The sequence below is a fragment of the Streptomyces sp. NPDC001100 genome (assembly GCF_053598575.1).
This window is the reverse complement of the sequence record NZ_JBSFKO010000016.1, coordinates 21,248-37,531: the sequence shown is the minus strand read 5'-3', so window position 1 is coordinate 37,531 and position 16,284 is coordinate 21,248. Positions and strand designations below refer to the sequence as shown.

At 70.1% G+C, this 16,284-nt stretch carries 16 protein-coding genes and 1 pseudogene; 13 read left to right on the top strand and 4 right to left on the bottom strand.

Annotated elements, in window-relative coordinates; genetic code table 11:
- Positions 1 to 119: 119 nt before the first annotated feature.
- From ACWDEW_RS23575 to ACWDEW_RS23540, 8 genes and pseudogenes are all read left to right on the top strand, one after another.
- The gene (locus ACWDEW_RS23575) at positions 120 to 506 is read left to right on the top strand and encodes a GntR family transcriptional regulator (RefSeq protein WP_450514910.1); all 387 of its coding nucleotides are present in this window, start codon (positions 120 to 122) and stop codon (positions 504 to 506) included.
- Positions 503 to 1,000, top strand: a pseudogene (locus tag ACWDEW_RS23570) (ATP-binding cassette domain-containing protein); the annotation flags it as partial. The gene ACWDEW_RS23575 and the pseudogene ACWDEW_RS23570, both read left to right, overlap by 4 nt.
- Before the next feature lie 693 nt (positions 1,001 to 1,693).
- On the top strand, positions 1,694 to 2,716 hold the full coding sequence (locus ACWDEW_RS23565; RefSeq protein ID WP_450514909.1) for an ABC transporter permease: 1,023 nt from the start codon (positions 1,694 to 1,696) through the stop codon (positions 2,714 to 2,716).
- On the top strand, positions 2,713 to 3,471 hold the full coding sequence (locus ACWDEW_RS23560; RefSeq protein ID WP_450514908.1) for a hypothetical protein: 759 nt from the start codon (positions 2,713 to 2,715) through the stop codon (positions 3,469 to 3,471). The genes ACWDEW_RS23565 and ACWDEW_RS23560 overlap by 4 nt, the downstream gene beginning before the upstream one ends.
- On the top strand, positions 3,468 to 4,427 hold the full coding sequence (locus ACWDEW_RS23555) for a hypothetical protein (RefSeq protein WP_450514907.1): 960 nt from the start codon (positions 3,468 to 3,470) through the stop codon (positions 4,425 to 4,427). Before ACWDEW_RS23560 ends, ACWDEW_RS23555 begins: the two co-directional genes overlap by 4 nt.
- Before the next feature lie 265 nt (positions 4,428 to 4,692).
- Positions 4,693 to 6,927, top strand: coding sequence for an RNA degradosome polyphosphate kinase (locus ACWDEW_RS23550; protein WP_019073703.1), 2,235 nt, complete (start codon positions 4,693 to 4,695; stop codon positions 6,925 to 6,927).
- Complete coding sequence (locus ACWDEW_RS23545) at positions 6,908 to 8,020, top strand: CHAD domain-containing protein (RefSeq protein WP_450514906.1); 1,113 nt, start codon at positions 6,908 to 6,910, stop codon at positions 8,018 to 8,020. The genes ACWDEW_RS23550 and ACWDEW_RS23545 overlap by 20 nt, the downstream gene beginning before the upstream one ends.
- A 41-nt stretch (positions 8,021 to 8,061) precedes the next feature.
- On the top strand, positions 8,062 to 8,502 hold the full coding sequence (locus ACWDEW_RS23540; RefSeq protein ID WP_450514905.1) for an NUDIX hydrolase: 441 nt from the start codon (positions 8,062 to 8,064) through the stop codon (positions 8,500 to 8,502).
- On the opposite strand, the gene ACWDEW_RS23535 is transcribed toward ACWDEW_RS23540, so the two are convergent.
- Positions 8,499 to 9,104, bottom strand: coding sequence for a hypothetical protein (locus tag ACWDEW_RS23535; RefSeq protein WP_450514904.1), 606 nt, complete (start codon positions 9,102 to 9,104; stop codon positions 8,499 to 8,501). The two genes, ACWDEW_RS23540 and ACWDEW_RS23535, sit on opposite strands and share 4 nt — an antisense overlap.
- 421 nt (positions 9,105 to 9,525) lie before the next feature.
- Here ACWDEW_RS23535 and pstS point away from each other — a divergent pair, with 421 nt between their 5' ends.
- The 4 genes from pstS to pstB all read left to right on the top strand — a co-directional run bounded on the left by pstS (position 9,526) and on the right by pstB (position 13,657).
- The gene (pstS, locus tag ACWDEW_RS23530) at positions 9,526 to 10,656 is read left to right on the top strand and encodes a phosphate ABC transporter substrate-binding protein PstS (protein WP_450514903.1); all 1,131 of its coding nucleotides are present in this window, start codon (positions 9,526 to 9,528) and stop codon (positions 10,654 to 10,656) included.
- 108 nt (positions 10,657 to 10,764) lie between these two features.
- Positions 10,765 to 11,775: a phosphate ABC transporter permease subunit PstC gene (gene pstC / locus ACWDEW_RS23525; RefSeq protein ID WP_450514902.1), complete on the top strand. Its 1,011-nt coding sequence runs from the start codon at positions 10,765 to 10,767 to the stop codon at positions 11,773 to 11,775.
- Complete coding sequence (gene pstA, locus ACWDEW_RS23520) at positions 11,772 to 12,833, top strand: phosphate ABC transporter permease PstA (RefSeq protein WP_450514901.1); 1,062 nt, start codon at positions 11,772 to 11,774, stop codon at positions 12,831 to 12,833. The genes pstC and pstA overlap by 4 nt, the downstream gene beginning before the upstream one ends.
- Before the next feature lie 47 nt (positions 12,834 to 12,880).
- Positions 12,881 to 13,657 carry a phosphate ABC transporter ATP-binding protein PstB gene (gene pstB, locus ACWDEW_RS23515; protein WP_450514900.1) on the top strand — a complete coding sequence of 259 codons (777 nt, stop codon included), beginning with the start codon at positions 12,881 to 12,883 and terminating at the stop codon, positions 13,655 to 13,657.
- A 213-nt stretch (positions 13,658 to 13,870) separates the two neighbouring features.
- Here the strand turns inward: pstB and ACWDEW_RS23510 are convergent, their stop codons facing one another.
- Together ACWDEW_RS23510 and ACWDEW_RS23505 are read right to left on the bottom strand one after the other, a co-directional pair.
- A complete protein-coding gene (locus ACWDEW_RS23510; RefSeq protein ID WP_450514899.1) occupies positions 13,871 to 14,869 on the bottom strand; it encodes an anion permease in 999 nt (332 codons plus the stop codon).
- 7 nt (positions 14,870 to 14,876) lie between these two features.
- Complete coding sequence (locus ACWDEW_RS23505) at positions 14,877 to 15,497, bottom strand: DUF47 domain-containing protein (protein WP_026151758.1); 621 nt, start codon at positions 15,495 to 15,497, stop codon at positions 14,877 to 14,879.
- Positions 15,498 to 15,703: 206 nt separating this feature from the next.
- On the opposite strand from ACWDEW_RS23505, the gene ACWDEW_RS23500 reads away from it, so the two are divergent.
- Positions 15,704 to 16,057, top strand: coding sequence for a metal-sensitive transcriptional regulator (locus ACWDEW_RS23500; protein ID WP_450515071.1), 354 nt, complete (start codon positions 15,704 to 15,706; stop codon positions 16,055 to 16,057).
- On the opposite strand, the gene ACWDEW_RS23495 is transcribed toward ACWDEW_RS23500, so the two are convergent.
- On the bottom strand, positions 16,054 to 16,236 hold the full coding sequence (locus ACWDEW_RS23495; RefSeq protein ID WP_362982197.1) for a hypothetical protein: 183 nt from the start codon (positions 16,234 to 16,236) through the stop codon (positions 16,054 to 16,056). The genes ACWDEW_RS23500 and ACWDEW_RS23495 overlap by 4 nt on opposite strands.
- Between the last annotated feature and the right edge of the window lie 48 nt (positions 16,237 to 16,284).

Genomic DNA, 16,284 nt, shown 5'->3' with positions numbered 1-16,284 from the left:
CTCATCGGACGAGCCCTGCCGACCGGTTCACGGATCGGCGCACAGATCTCTCTTGACTTTCTCAGCCCTCCTGCACCACCCTTTCACTACTCAATTAGTGAAAGGGTGGTGGAACCCCAGTGGTCGAGTACCGCATCGACCGGCACAGCGGCGTGGCCACCTATGTCCAGATCGTCCAGCAGACCAAGCAGGCGCTGCACCTGGGCATGCTGGAGCCCGGCGACAAGCTGCCGACGGCCCGCGAGGTCGTCGAGGCCACCGCCATCAACCCGAACACCGTCCTCAAGGCCTACCGCGAGCTGGAGCGCGAGGGACTGGTCGAGGCCCGCCGGGGCCTGGGCACCTTCGTCCGCAAGGGGCTGAGCACCACGCCCGCCGACTCGCCCCTGCGGCTGGAGCTCGACGACTGGGCCGAGCGGGCCCGCGCGGCCGGCCTGGGCCGGGACGACATCGCCGCGCTCTTCACCGCCGTACTCGAAAAGCACTTCCAAGGAGAACCTTCATGACAGGCACCGCCGCGATAGAGGCCGCCGCGCTCGGCAAGCGGTTCGGCCGGCGGGGAGGCTGGGCGTTGCGGGACTGCGCGTTCCGGCTGCCCGCCGGGCGCGTCTGCGCGGTCGTCGGCCCCAACGGCGCGGGCAAGTCCACGCTCCTCGCCCTGGCCGCCGGACTGCTGGCCCCCAGCGAGGGCGGGATCACCGTCCTCGGCGCACGTCCGGGCGCCGCCCGCGAGCGGGTCTCCTACGTCGCCCAGGACAAGCCCCTGTATCCGCAGCTCACGGTCGCCGAGACGCTGTGCATGGGCGCCGACCTCAACACCGACCGCTGGGACGCCTCCGTCGCCGAGCGGATCGTCGCGGACGGCGACCTCAACCCGAAGTCGGGCATCCGGGCCCTCTCCGGCGGCCAGCGCACCCGCGTCGCGCTCGCCCTCGCGCTGGCCAAGCGGCCCGAACTGCTGCTCCTGGACGAGCCGATGGCCGACCTGGACCCGTTGGCCCGGCACCAGATGATGGGCCTCCTCATGGCGCAGGCCGCCGAGTACGGCACCACGATCGTGATGTCCTCGCACGTGCTGGCCGAGCTGGAGGACTCCTGCGACCACCTGCTGCTGATCGACGGCGGCCAGGTCCGGATCGCCGGCGAGATCGACGAGCTGCTGGCCGCACACCGGCGCGTGTCCGCTCCGGCCGACACCGTCCTCGACGCGCACACGGTCGTCGAGTCCCGCACCACCGGCCGCCAGCTCACCGCCCTGATCCGCCCCTCGGCCCCGCTCGCCGCCGACTGGCAGACCGGCACGCCCACCCTGGAGGAGCTGGTCCTCTCCTACCTCCGCAACCCCCAGGCCCCCACCACCAGAACCCCGGAGACCGTCGCGTGACCGCCCTCGCCACACGGCCGACGGCCTCGCGCCCGGCCCCGCACCCTCTGGAGCGAGGGGTCTTTCCCGACCGTCCACGGGTCAGCAGGACGGCAGTCGGATCCACCCCCGGCCGCCACCAAGCACCCACCCACAACGCCCCGGAGACCGCCGCGTGACCGCCCTCGCCACACCGCCGGCGGCCTCGCGCCCGGCCCCGCAGCCTCCGGAGTGCGGGGTCTCCTCTGACCATTCACCGGCCAGGACGGCAGTCGGATCCACCCCCGGCCTCCACCAAGCACCCACCCACAACACCCGGGAGACCGCCGCATGACCGCCCTCGCCACACCGCCGGCGCTCGCCTCGCGTCCGGCCCGGTCGCCGCGTCTGCTGCGCTGGCTGATCCGGCTGCACCGACCGGCCCTGCTCTCCTGGATCGCCTTTGTGGTGGTCCTCGGCGGCCTGCTGCTGTGGGTGGGCGGCCCGCTCACCGACGCCTCGGCCGAGGCCTGGAAGCAGTACCGCGCCTGCGGGGCGGACGGCTGCTCCTACGACGTGAGCGCGATCGTCCGGTACAAGACCTGGTACAACTACACGACCATCGCCGTGGTCGCCGCCCCGTTCCTGGTCACCGCCTGGTCCGGTGCCGCGCTGGTCAGCCGCGAACTGGAAAGCGGCACCGCTCAGTTGGCCTGGACACAGGCGGTCTCCCCGGCCCGCTGGCTCACCGCGAAACTCGCCGTCCCGGCGGTGCTGATCACCGTGGGGTCCGGACTCCTCGCGGGACTGCACCACTGGGCCTGGTCGACCGGGCAGGGCCGCATCGACACCGCGAAGGACTGGCACGACCTCGGCACCTACGCCGCGAACGGCACGGCCACCACCGCGATGGCCCTGGCGGGCCTGGCGAGCGGCGTCTTCTGGGGGCTGTACAAGCGCAACTCCCCTGCCGCACTGGTCGGTTCACTGGCGAGCACCGGCCTCCTGTGGAGCCTCGTCGCCATCGCGACACCCCACCTCTGGCCCTCGGTCACCGAGACCAGCAGCCTGAAGCACAGCGTCCCGGCCGGCACCGGCATCATCGTCGACCAGGGCCTGGTCACCTCCACCGGCAGGCACCTCTCCGGCCACCTGTGCGGCAGCACCGACTACCAGCCCTGCCGGACCACCTACACGAAGCTCGACGCGGTCGGCTACTACAACGACTACCACCCCCAATCCCACTACTGGCCACTCCAGTCGACCTCGACCGCGATCATCCTCGCCGTCACCGCCGTCCTGACCGTGGCCGCCTTCCACCTCCTCAAGCGCCGCACCGGTTCGGCGCCCGCACGTAAGGCAGCCGCCGTATGACCGCCCTGGCCGCGAGCCCCGCCACCGTCCGACCACAGCGCGCCGTACTGCGGCTGCACCGGCCGGCGCTGATCGTCTGGGGCGCGTACGTGCTGCTGGCCGTGGGCGCGCTGCTGTGGGTGCACCTGGTCCGGGCGCCGTCCGCGCGCCGCCCCGTCGACCAGTACTTCGTCTTCACCGACGTCAACAACGTCATGAACTTCCTTGGCGAGGTGCTCAGTTACACCTCGGTGGCCGTCGCCGCCTGGGCCGGCGCGGCCCTGATCGGCCGCGAACTGGAGAACGGCACCGCCCGCCTCGCCTGGACCCAGTCCGTCACCCCGGCCCGCTGGCTCACCGCCCAACTCGCCGCCGCGGCAGTGCCGTTGACGGCGGGAGCCACCCTGCTGGGCCTGGTCCACGCCTGGGTCTGGACCGGTGACCAGGACGTCCTGGTCACCAACTGGTCCTACGACCGCGTCCTCGTCCCGTCCGGCCCGCTCGGCGTGGCCCTCGTCCTCCTCGCCCTGGCCGTCGGCACCCTCGCCGGAGTCGCCCTCGGCCGCGCGCTGCCCGCCCTGGCGGTGGCCGCCGCCGTCACCTGCGCGGCCCGCTACTTCTTCGGCCGCAAGTGGGACAACCTCTGGCCCGTCCGCCGCTACTGGCCGGTCCAGCTCAGCGCCACCGCCGCCCTGCTCCTGCTCGCCGCCCTCGCCCTCGTGGCCGCGTTCGCCCTGCTCGGCCGCCGTACGGACATCAAGGGAGCCGCCGTATGACCGCCCTGGCCACCGCCGCGACGGCCCACCCGAGACCGGCCCGCGCCGGGCGTGCCGTGCTGCGGCTGCACCGGCCGGCGCTGATCTTCTGGGTGATCTTCGTCGCCGTGGTCTCGGCGGCGCTCCTGTGGGCCTACGGCCCGCTCGGCGACGCGGCGCACTCGGCGTGGGAGCGGGAGTGCACCACGGACGACGTGTGCGAGTGGAGCGACGCCCTCACCGGCTACGACCTCGTCCATTCGGTCGGCGAGGCCCTGATCCACTTCGTGCCGGTCCTCGTCGCCCTCTGGGCGGGCGGGCTGCTGATCGGCCGCGAACTGGAGAGCGGGACCGCCCAGTTGGCCTGGACCCAGGCGGTCTCCCCGGCCCGCTGGCTCACCGCCAAGCTCACCCTCCCCGCCGTACTGCTCACCGCCGGCACCACCCTGCTCGTCCTGCTGCACCGCCTGCTGTTCGAGGCGGACCGGATCAAGGACAGCTGGACCTGGAACGACAGCGAGACCTTCTACGCCAACGGCACGATCGCGATCGCGTTCCCGCTGCTCGCCCTCGCCGTCGGCGCCCTCGCGGGCCTGATCGCGGGCCGGGCCGTACCCGGTCTCATCGGCGGCATCCTCGCCACGGCGAGCGCGACCACCCTCATCGGCCTGGCGGGCCCGCACCTCGTGCCGTGGCGGATCAGCGTCGGCGACCTGAAGGAGGGCTACGCGGCACCGGCCGACGTCATCCACGGCGGCGAAGGGGCCGTCACCTCCACCGGCGCCCACATCGCCGACCCCTGCGTCGGCGCCGGAAAGGCCTGCCCGGCCGCCCACGACATCGTCGGCTACTACAGCGAGTACCACCCCTCCTCCCAGTTCTGGGCCCTCCAGCTGACCCAGACCGCCCTGATCCTCACCGTCGCGGCCCTGGCCACGGCCACCGCCTTCACCCTGCTGCGCCGCCGCACGGCCTGACCGGATCCCCCCTCCCCTCGGCTCCCAGGCATCCGTTACGTTCGTTTCGGTGGCGTGGACGTCCGGGAGCCGCCCCCCGATATCCCGCACGCCATGTCGCCGTAACCAACGGTTCAGACGGGCTTGCGACGCTCGGTGAATGAAGCCCGTCGTGCCAGAGCCTTCGCCGCCTCCCGAGGTGAACGGGAGCAACGGGGCCGTCCTCCCGCTCCTTCCGGCGCTGTCCGACGCGCCCGTATCGCCGGTGGCGCGGAACAATGGGCACATGAGCAGCCAGCCCAACGCCCAGGCACAGGTCCAGCACGCGCAGCCCTCTGTGGGCTCCATAGCCGCCCACCGCCCGCACACCGTGTCGGCGGCGGTCTCCGATCTGGAACCCGACATCGACGCCGACCTCGACGAGTACGAGGAGTCGCCGTACGACGGGCCCCAGCTCCCGCAGGGCCGCTTCCTGGACCGGGAGCGGAGCTGGCTCGCGTTCAACGAGAGAGTCCTGGAGCTCGCCGAGGACCCGAACACCCCTCTTCTGGAGCGGGCGAACTTCCTCGCGATCTTCGCCAGCAACCTCGACGAGTTCTTCATGGTCCGGGTGGCCGGCCTCAAGCGCCGTATCGCCACCGGTGTCGCCACCCGCTCAGCGTCCGGCCTCCAGCCGCGCGAGGTGCTGGAGATGATCTGGGCCCGCTCGCGCGAGCTGATGGCCCGGCACGCCGCCTGCTACCACGAGGACATCGCGCCCGCGCTGGCGGAGGAGGGCATCCACCTGGTCCGCTGGAACGAGCTGACCGAGAAGGAGCAGGCCCGCCTCTTCACGCTCTTCCGGCACCAGATCTTCCCCGTGCTGACCCCGCTGGCCGTCGACCCCGCGCACCCCTTCCCGTACATCTCGGGCCTCTCGCTGAACCTCGCGGTCGTCGTCCGCAACCCGGTCACCGGCCACCGCCACTTCGCGCGCGTCAAGGTGCCCCCGCTGCTCTCCCGCTTCCTGGAGTCCTCGCCGGGCCGGTACGTCCCCCTGGAGGACGTCATCGCCGCCCACCTGGAGGAACTCTTCCCGGGCATGGAGATCCTGGAGCACCACGCGTTCCGGCTGACCCGCAACGAGGACCTCGAAGTCGAGGAGGACGACGCCGAGAACCTGCTCCAGGCGCTGGAGAAGGAACTCATGCGGCGCCGCTTCGGGCCTCCGGTGCGCCTGGAGGTCGAGGAGTCCATCGACCGCGAGGTGCTCGACCTGCTGGTGCGCGAGCTGAAGATCAGCGAGGCCGAGGTGTACCCGCTGCCGGGCCCGCTCGACCTCACCGGTCTCTTCCGCATCGGCTCGCTCGACCGGCCCGAGCTGAAGTACCCCAAGTTCATCGCGGGCACCCAGCGCGACCTCGCCGAGGTCGAGACCGCGTCCGCGCCCGACATCTTCGGCGCCCTGCGCAACCGGGACGTGCTGCTGCACCACCCGTACGACTCGTTCTCCACATCCGTGCAGCGGTTCCTGGAGCAGGCGGCCAACGACGACGACGTCCTCGCCATCAAGCAGACCCTGTACCGCACCTCGGGCGACTCCCCGATCGTGGACGCACTCATAGAGGCGGCCGAGGCCGGCAAGCAGGTCCTCGTCCTGGTCGAGATCAAGGCCCGCTTCGACGAGCACGCCAACATCAAGTGGGCGCGCAAGCTGGAGGAGGCGGGCTGCCATGTCGTCTACGGCCTGGTCGGCCTGAAGACCCACTGCAAGCTGTCGCTCGTGGTCCGCCAGGAGGGCGACACGCTCCGCCGCTACAGCCATGTCGGCACCGGCAACTACCACCCCAAGACGGCCCGCCTCTACGAGGACCTCGGTCTACTGACCGCGGACCCCCAGGTCGGCGCCGACCTCTCCGACCTCTTCAACCGGCTGTCCGGATACTCGCGCCGCGAGACCTACCGCCGTCTGCTGGTCGCCCCCAAGTCCCTGCGCGACGGCCTGATCGCCCGGATCAACAAGGAGGTCCAGCACCACCGTGCCGGACGCCCCGCGTTCATCCGCATCAAGGTCAACTCGATGGTGGACGAGGCGATCATCGACTCGCTCTACCGCGCGTCCCAGGCGGGCGTCCCGGTCGACGTGTGGGTGCGCGGCATCTGCGCGGTGCGCCCCGGCGTCCCCGGCCTGTCCGAGAACATCCGCGTACGGTCCATCCTCGGCCGCTTCCTGGAACACTCCCGCGTCTTCGTCTTCGGCAACGGCGGCGAACCCGAGGTGTGGATCGGCAGCGCCGACATGATGCACCGCAACCTCGACCGACGGATCGAGGCCCTCGTCAGGGTCACCGACCCGGCCCACCGCGCCACGATCAGCCGGCTCCTGGAGACCGGCATGTCGGACACCACTTCCTCCTGGCACCTGGGCCCGGACGGCGAGTGGACCCGGCACGCGACCGACGCGGAAGGCCAGCCCCTGCGCAACGTCCAGGAGATGCTCATAGACGCCCGGAGGCGCCGGCGTGGCACAGCAACACCTTGACCCGACGGATCCCACGGCCAGGGCCGTGACAGGTGACGCCCTCGCGGGCTACCTGCGCGGCCAGGCCACGGAGTTCCTCCGGGCACTGCGACTGCACCGGGAGACCGGCGGCGGCCAGAACGGCACGGAGGAGTCCGTCGACGCGGCGCGCGCCCTGCGCCACTCGGCCCGCCGCATAAGCGGCAGCCTGCACACCTTCCGGCCACTCCTGGACGCCGACTGGTCCGAGGCGATGCGCCCCGAACTGGCGTGGCTGTCGGGCACGTTGGCACTGGAGCACGCGTGCGCGGGGCGCCTGGAGCGGCTGCTGCTCGCCCTGCACCGGCTCTCCGGCTCGGCCGCGTTCCCCGCGCAGTCGGCGGCCTCGGCCGTGGGCGGCCGGGTCACCGGCGCGGGCCGGGGCGTCCCCGCACCCGCGAGCGGCCGCGGCACCGGACCGGCCGCACCGGCCACCGCCACCGCCGAGCGCGGCAACCTCACCGTGGGCGCGGCCAAGGCGGGCGCCCTCCTGGAGCGCCAGCTCACCCTGGCCCGGACCCGGGCCCACTCCAGCGCCCTCCAGGCCCTCGGCTCCTCCCGCTTCCACGCGGTCGCGGACAAGGTCGCCGTACTGGCCAGCGAGGTCCCCCTCACCCCGGCCGCCGCCACCGCAGACCTGCGCCCGCTGGCCGCCGCCGCCGGGGAGCGGCTGAACGACGCGGTCGCCGCGCTGCCCCTGGTCACCGCCGGGCACCCGTACAACGCGGAAGCCCTCATCCACGGCCTCTCCCCCGACCCGGCCCCGCACCCCCAGGACGGCCCCTGGCACCAGGTCCGCCTGCTGCTGCGCCTGCACCGCTACGCCGGGGAGGTCCTGCACGGGGACGACCCGCCGCTGGACGTACGCCTGCTGGCGGCCGGCCAGGCCCTCAATCTGCACCGGGACGCCTCGGAGGCCGCCGCCGCGGCGGCCTCGGCGGCCCGCACCCCGCGCATCGCCCCGGCGACCGCGTACGCGCTCGGAGTACTGCACGCCGACCAGCGCCACGAGGTGGAGGCGGCCCGCTTCGCGTTCCAGCAGTCGTGGCAGAAGCGGGCGGTGGGCACCCCCTGACGCCCCGCACCAACCCGCACGGAGGAGACGGTGAACCCTCAGTGACTTCCTCGACGAACGACACCGGCGTCCAGGCGGCCGGCTGCGTCCTGTGGCGGCACCGGTCCGCCGGGGACCTCGAACTGGCTCTGGTCCACCGGCCCAAGTGGGACGACTGGTCGTGGCCCAAGGGCAAGCTGAAGCGGGGCGAGACCTTCGAGGAGGCGGCCCGCCGCGAGGTACTGGAGGAGACCGGCCACACCTGCCGGCTGGGGACGAGGCTCCCCTCGGCCCGGTACGTCGACCACCAGGGGCGGCCCAAGGAGGTCCGCTACTGGGCGGCGGAGGCCACCGGCGGGACCTTCGAGCCCAACGACGAGGTCGACACGCTCGTCTGGGTCAGGCCGGACGAGGCCCACGAACGCCTCACCTACCGGCGGGACCGGGACCTGATCTCCCTCGCGCTCATGGCCGTCGGCACGGACGAGGACCCGCGTGACTAGACCGCGCCCAGGTCGACGAGTTCTCCGCTGTCCAGGAGCCGCGCGAGTGCCCGCGGCGCGCGCTTGAAATGGCAGTGGTCCCGCTGCGCGCGGCCGATCACCTGGTCCGGGTGTCCGAGCGCGCCCAGCACGTCCCAGTGCAGGCCCTGCGCCCAGACGTACCCCGGCTCCCCGTCGACGTCCATGTCCCGCTCGTCGAGCGGGGTGTCCGCGAGCGCGCAGGCGAGCCGGTAGCCGTCCACGGGGCCGGCGGCGAAGTCCAGGAACGCGGTGGGGTCGGCGTCCTCGGGTGTGCCGTCGGCGGCCTTGTCGTCCCGGTCCGGACAGGAGTCGTAGCGGTAGGCACGGGCCCCGTCCCGCCAGACCTCCAGCTCCAGCCGGTCGCCGTCGTACTGGAAGGCGGCCAGCACCGGAACGCCCAGCGCGCCGCCGACCGGACCGGCGACCGAGAAGACACCGTTGCCGTCGATGAACCGGTCCGGATGGACGAGACAGAAGCGCGGCCCGGCGGGCGCCGCGTAGGCGGCCGCGCAGACCTCGCGCAGGACGGGGGCCGCCCGGTCGAGCGGCAGGGGAATCAACAGCGAGCCGTACGTGGACATGGCCTCACCTCCGGGGACGGCGTGAACCTACGTGCCCGCGCCACCGCGGGACCAGCGGATTACGCCCGCCGTGCCGCGGGTGCCGCGCCTCCCGCCTCGCGTTACGTTGCGAGGAGGCAGCCGAAGCAGGGCCGTCACCCGACCGAGGGAACGCCCGCTCGTGGACGCGATTCCGGGCCCGCCGCACCTGGCATAGTCCGGAATCGGCTCGTGTCCTCGACGTGAGCGTTCCGTGACCTAACCGCACCGCCCACAGGGGTTCACCCTCCGTTCACTTATGCCCATAGGCGCCTTCACCTGTTCTGCCTAGTTTCGGCCTTACGCGATGCGAGCCGCGACCTGGGGGTCGCTACCCGCGTCACCCACGTCTTCGCACGCCGCCGGAATTCAGGACGGCGGCTCCTGGAAGGAACTCCCTCAAGTGAAGCTTCAGCGCATGAACCGGCGGGCCATCACCCTCGGTGCTCTCGCGGTCTCCGGCGCCCTGGCCCTCACGGCGTGCGGCTCGGACGACAACGGTGGCTCGTCGAACAGCAGCAGCTCGTCGACGACCAACGCCAGCTCGGCCATCTGCGGCGACGCGAAGAAGGGCCAGCAGCTGCTCGCCGACGGCTCGTCCGCGCAGAAGAACGCGATCGACGCATGGGTCAAGAACTTCAGCCAGACCTGTGGCGTCCAGATCAACTACAAGGGCGGCGGCTCCGGCGCCGGCGTCACCTCCTTCAACCAGGGTCAGCTGGCGTTCGCCGGTTCCGACTCCGCCCTGAAGCCCGACGAGGTCACCGCCTCGAAGAAGGTCTGCTCCGGCGGCCAGGGCATCGACCTCCCGATGGTCGGCGGCCCGATCGCGCTCGGCTACAACGTCCCGGGTGTCGACAACCTGGTCCTGGACGCCCCGACGCTCGCCAAGATCTTCGACAGCAAGATCACCAAGTGGAACGACGCGGCGATCAAGAAGCTGAACCCGTCCGCCACGCTGCCCGACCTCAAGATCCAGGCGTTCCACCGCTCGGACGAGTCCGGCACCACGGACAACTTCACCAAGTACCTGATCGCCGCCACCCCGGACAACTGGAAGTACTCCGGCGGCAAGGCCTGGCAGGCCAAGGGCGGGCAGTCCGCGGCCGGCTCCGCGGGTGTGGCCGCGGGCGTCAAGCAGACCTCCGGCGCCATCGGCTACTTCGAGCTCTCGTACGTCGCCGACGGCGTCAAGGCCGTCAGCATCAACACCGGCGCCTCGGCCCCGGTCGCGCCCAGCACCGACAGCGCCACCAAGGACATCGCCGCCGCCCAGGTCGTCGGCACCGGCAACGACCTGACACTGAAGCTGGACTACAACACCAAGGCCGAGGGCGCGTACCCGATCACCCTGGTGACGTACGAGATCATCTGCGACAAGGGCAACAAGGCCGACACGCTGCCCGCGACGAAGGCGTTCCTCTCCTACATCGCCAGCGAGGACGGCCAGAAGGTCCTCTCCACCATCGACTACGCGCCGATCCCCGACGCGATCATCGCCAAGGTGCGCAGCACCATCGCGAGCATCAGCTAGTCCGAGTGTGCGGCCGGGTCCCGTTCCAGGGGCCCGGCCGCACCGTCCGGTGCACCGCCGCCACGGACCGCACACCGCACGTGTGGACCCGCAGACCGGAGAACCCCGATGGAAATATCGACAAAGAACCCCGAAGAAGCACCCCCTCCCACCCCCGAGCCCTCCGCCGCGGTGCAGAAGCGCACCGCCCGAGGCGCCACCCGACCCGGTGACCGGATCTTCCTCGGTCTCTCCCGCGGGTCGGGCATCCTGCTGCTGGCGATCATGGCCGCCATCGCGGTCTTCCTCACCTACCGCGCCTCCCTCGCGATCAGCAAGGACCACGCGAACTTCCTCACCACCTTCGAGTGGAACACCAGCCTGGTCCCGCCGGAGTTCGGCATCGCCGTCCTGGCGTTCGGCACGGTGGTGTCCTCGATCATCGCCATGGTCATCGCGGTCCCGATCGCGGTCGCCATCGCCCTGTTCACCACGCACTACGCCCCGCGCAAGCTCCGCGGCCCGGTCTCCTACGTGATCGACCTGCTGGCCGCCGTACCGTCCATCGTGTACGGCCTGTGGGGCGCCCTGATCCTCGTACCGCACATGATCGGCCTCTTCGGCTGGCTGAACGACTACTTCGGCTGGACCGGGATCTTCTCCTGGGAGCAGGGCGCGCCCCGCTCGATGCTCACCGTCGGCATCCTGCTCGCGATCATGATCCTGCCGATCATCACCAACGTCAGCCGCGAGGTCTTCCGCCAGGCCCCGCAGATGATCGAGGAGGCGGCCCTCGCCCTCGGCGCCACCCGCTGGGAGGTCATCCGCATGGCGGTGCTCCCCTTCGGCCGCTCCGGCGTGATCTCCGCCTCGATGCTCGGCCTCGGCCGCGCGCTCGGCGAGACGATGGCCGTCGCCACCGTGCTCTCCCCGGACTTCATCATCCACGCCAGCCTGCTCAACCCGGGCGGCGGAACCTTCGCCCAGAACATCGCCAGCAAGTTCAGCGAGGCGACGCAGGACGGCCGGGACGCGCTCATCGCCTCCGGTCTGGTCCTGTTCCTCATCACCCTGCTGGTCAACGGCGCGGCCCGGCTCATCATCGCCCGCCGCGCGGAGTACTCGGGGGCCAACGCATGAGCAACGCAGCCGTAGTCGACAAGCCCGCGAGCACCCTCCAGGGCGCGACGCTCCCCAAGTGGTCGCCGTACGCGATCGCCGGCGGCTCCATCGTGCTGGCCGTCCTCATCGGTCTGGTCGGCGGCCTGGACAGCAAGATCCAGTGGGGCCTGATCGCGGCGATCCTCTTCGTCGTCGGCACCTACGTCATCGCGACCCGCGTCGAGGGCAGCCGCCAGGCCAAGGACCGCATCGCGACCAGCCTCGTCTGGGTCGCCTTCTTCCTCGCCGTCGTCCCGCTCGTCTCCCTCCTGTGGACGACGATCTCGCGCGGCGTGAAGGTCCTCAACATCTACTTCCTGACCCACTCGATGGGCGTGGTCGCCGACACCGAGCCCGGCGGCGGTATCTACCACGCCATCATCGGCAGCCTGGAGCAGGTCGCCCTCGCCACCCTGATCGGCGCCCCGATCGGTGTGCTCACCGCGATCTACCTCGTCGAGTACGGACAGGGCAGGCTCTCCAAGGCGATCACGTTCTTCGTCGACGTCATGACGGGCATCCCGTCGATCGTCGCGGGTCTGTTCATCCTGTCCCTCATGATCATGTGGGACATGCAGCCCTTCGGCTTCGCCGGCTCCTGCGCCCTGGCCATCCTGATGATGCCGGTCGTGGTCCGCTCCACCGAGGAGATGCTGAAGCTCGTCCCGAACGAGCTGCGCGAGGCCTCCCTCGCCCTCGGCATCCCGAAGTGGCGCACGATCCTGAAGGTCGTCCTCCCGACGGCTATCGGCGGCATCACCACCGGCATCATGCTGGCAGTGGCACGCATCGCCGGTGAGACCGCGCCGGTCCTGCTGCTGGTGTTCGGCAACCCGTTCATCAACAACGACCCGTTCCACGGGGCACAGGCGTCGCTGCCGCTGTACATCTACCAGCAGTTCGCGCAGAGCGCGGGTTCCGGTGCGGCCTACGACCGTGCCTGGGCCGCGTCCCTCACGCTGATCGCCTTCGTGATGATCCTCAACCTGGTGGCCCGCGGCATCGCCCGCTGGAAGGCCCCCAAGACCGGTCGCTGACGCGACCTACTCAGCGACCGATCTGAATCTCTGGAAGTGAAGCAGTCATGGCCAAGCGAATCGACGTAAGTGGGCTCACCGCCTACTACGGCTCCCACAAGGCGATCGAAGACATCTCGATGACGGTCGAGCCCCGCACGGTGACGGCCTTCATCGGCCCCTCCGGCTGCGGCAAGTCGACCTTCTTGCGCACGCTCAACCGTATGCACGAGGTCACCCCCGGCGGCCGGGTCGAGGGCAAGGTGCTCCTGGACGACGAGGACCTCTACGGCCACGCCATCGACCCGGTGTCCGTGCGCCGCGAGATCGGCATGGTCTTCCAGCGCCCGAACCCCTTCCCCACCATGTCGATCTTCGACAACGTGGCGGCGGGCCTGCGCCTGAACGGCTCGTACAAGAAGAGCGAACTGAGCGACGTCGTGGAGAAGTCGCTGAAGGGCGCGAACCTCTGGAACGAGGTCAAGGACCGCCTGAACAAGCCCGGTTCGGGCCTGTCCGGTGGTCAGCAGCAGCGTCTGTGCATCGCGCGCGCGATCGCGGTGGAGCCGAAGGTCCTGCTGATGGACGAGCCCTGCTCGGCCCTCGACCCCATCTCCACCCTCGCGATCGAGGACCTGATCGGCGAGCTGAAGGAACGCTTCACGATCGTCATCGTGACGCACAACATGCAGCAGGCGGCCCGTGTCTCGGACCGTACGGCCTTCTTCAACCTCTCGGCGGTCGGCCAGCCCGGCAAGCTCATCGAGATCGACGACACGGAGCGCATCTTCTCCAACCCGTCGGTCCAGGCCACGGAGGACTACATCTCGGGCCGCTTCGGCTAGACCCGGGCCACTCCTCTTCAAGAACCCCTCGCGGTGCTGCATGGCGGTGCCACCGCGAGGACGAAAAGGGCCCGCCCCTGGCTCCCGGGGGCGGGCCCGTTCGTTTTCTTCACCCACTCACCCTCCCGTTTACGGCCCACCTCTCGACGTACCGAGTCGGGTGGGTGGGCGGGAAACGGGGTTCCAGGGGGCGGAGCGCCCTGGTACGGCGCCCTACAGGAACGCCAGGTTCACGACCCAGAAGCTCGCGGCAGCGACCAGCGCAGCCGCCGGCATCGTGATGAACCACCCCAGCACGATGTTCTTGGCGACACCCCACCGCACCGCGTTCACCCGCTTCGTCGCCCCCACACCCATGATCGCCGAGGTGATGACATGCGTCGTGGAAACCGGCGCCTTGAAGAGATAGGCGGTCGTGAACATGATCGCCGCCCCCGTCGTCTCGGCGGCAAACCCCTGCGGCGGATCCAGCTCGATGATCTTCCGCCCCAGCGTCCGCATGATCCGCCAGCCGCCCGCGTACGTCCCCAGCGACAGCATCAGCGCGCAGACGATCTTCACCCACACCGGGATCGGATCGCCGTAGGTCGAGTGGCCCGAAATCACCAGGGCCATCACCACGACACCCATGGTCTTCTGCGCGTCCTGGAGCCCGTGCCCGAGGGCCATGCCCGCCGCGGAGACGGTCTGCGCGATCCGGAAGCCGCGCTTGGCCTTGTGCGGATTGGCCTTGCGGAAGATCCACATGATCGCCGTCATCACCAGATAACCGGCGACGAGACCGACCACCGGCGACACGAACATCGGCACGATGACCTTGTCGACGACCCCGTGCCAGATGACATCCGTACCGCCGGCCAGCGCGGCCCCCACCATCCCGCCGAACAGCGCGTGCGAGGACGAGGACGGCAGCCCGAAGTACCAGGTGACCAGGTTCCAGGTGATCGCACCGATCAGCGCGGCGAAGAGGATCCCCATCCCCTTCGACCCCTGGGGCGTCTCGATCAGCCCCTCACTCACCGTCTTGGCGACCCCGGAACCGAGAAACGCGCCGGCGAGATTCATGACCGCGGCCATCGCCAGCGCCGCGCGCGGAGTCAGCGCCCGTGTCGAGACGGACGTGGCGATGGCGTTCGCGGAGTCGTGAAAACCGTTCGTGTACGTGAAAAAGAGCGCGACCAGAATGGTCACGACCAGAGCGAAGGTGTCCATGAAGAGGTCAGGACTCCTTGACGGCGATGGTCTCCACCGTGTTCGCCACGTGCTCGAACGCGTCCGCCGCCTCCTCCAGCACATCCACGATCTGCTTGAGCTTGAGCACCTCGATGGCCTCGTACTTGCCGTTGAAGAGCATGGCCAGCAGCTTGCGGTGGATCTGGTCGGCCTGGTTCTCCAGCCGGTTGACCTCGATCCAGTACTCGGTGAGGTTGTCCATCGTGCGCAGGTTGGGCATGGCCTCGGCAGTGAGCTCCGCCGCCCGCGCCAGTACCTCGATCTGCTGCTCGACGCCCTTGGGCAGTTCCTCCACGTTGTAGAGGACGACCAGGTCGACGGCCTCCTCCATGAAGTCCATGATGTCGTCGAGGCAGGAAGCGAGGTTGTAGATGTCCTCGCGGTCGAAGGGCGTGATGAAGGAGGAGTTCAACTGGTGGAAGATCGCGTGCGTGGCATCGTCACCGGCATGTTCAGCGGCCCGCATACGCTCTGCGATCTCGGCCCGGCCGGCGGTGTCCGCCCCGAGCAGTTCCATGAGGAGTTTCGAGCCCGTGACGATGTTGTCCGCGGACGCGGCGAACATGTCGTAGAAGCTCGTCTCCCTGGGGGTCAGACGAAAGCGCACAAGGGGTCCTCGGGATGCATCGGTTTCGGTCAGGCTGATGCTAAGTGCATCATCCGGCCACGGCTAATGGGCCGTCCCCCAGTGTCGCCCATCAGGCACAGTGATCCGCACGGGGGCGTACCAAGGGCCCTATACCCAGCAAAGTTCGTTACGATATACCCACTAGGGGTATATGTCTGGAGGACGTGATGGACGCGACGGACGCGATGACGACCACTGGGGCCGACGCGGCGGCAGCGCCCTCCGGGCCGGCCCTCGAAGCGGCCCCGGGCCCGGTCACACACGGTTACCACAAGCAGAAGGACGAGCACCTCAAGCGGCTGCGCCGGATCGAGGGCCAGATCCGCGGACTGCAGCGCATGGTCGACGAGGACGTCTACTGCATCGACATACTCACCCAGGTGTCCGCCTCCACGAAGGCCCTGCAGTCGTTCGCGCTGCAGCTCCTGGAGGAACACCTGCGGCACTGCGTCGCCGACGCGGCCGTCAAGGGCGGCGAGGAGATCGACGCGAAGGTCGAAGAGGCGACGAAGGCGATCGCCCGGCTGCTCCGTACCTAACCGGGCCCGCCGGAGGTGTCGCGCTCCTCGGCCACTTTCAGCACCTCGTCGATGCTCTCCAGGCTGAGCCGGTCCTGGGCGGCCGAGGCCGCGATGATCAGGTCTCCGCACAGCTCGATCTCGGCGAGTGCCACGTGGTCCTGAACTGCCGTACCGCCGACCGGAGCCACGTGCGTCACCTCTTCTCTGCCGTCACCGACTTCCTAGAGTAGGGAGCGGTCTACACA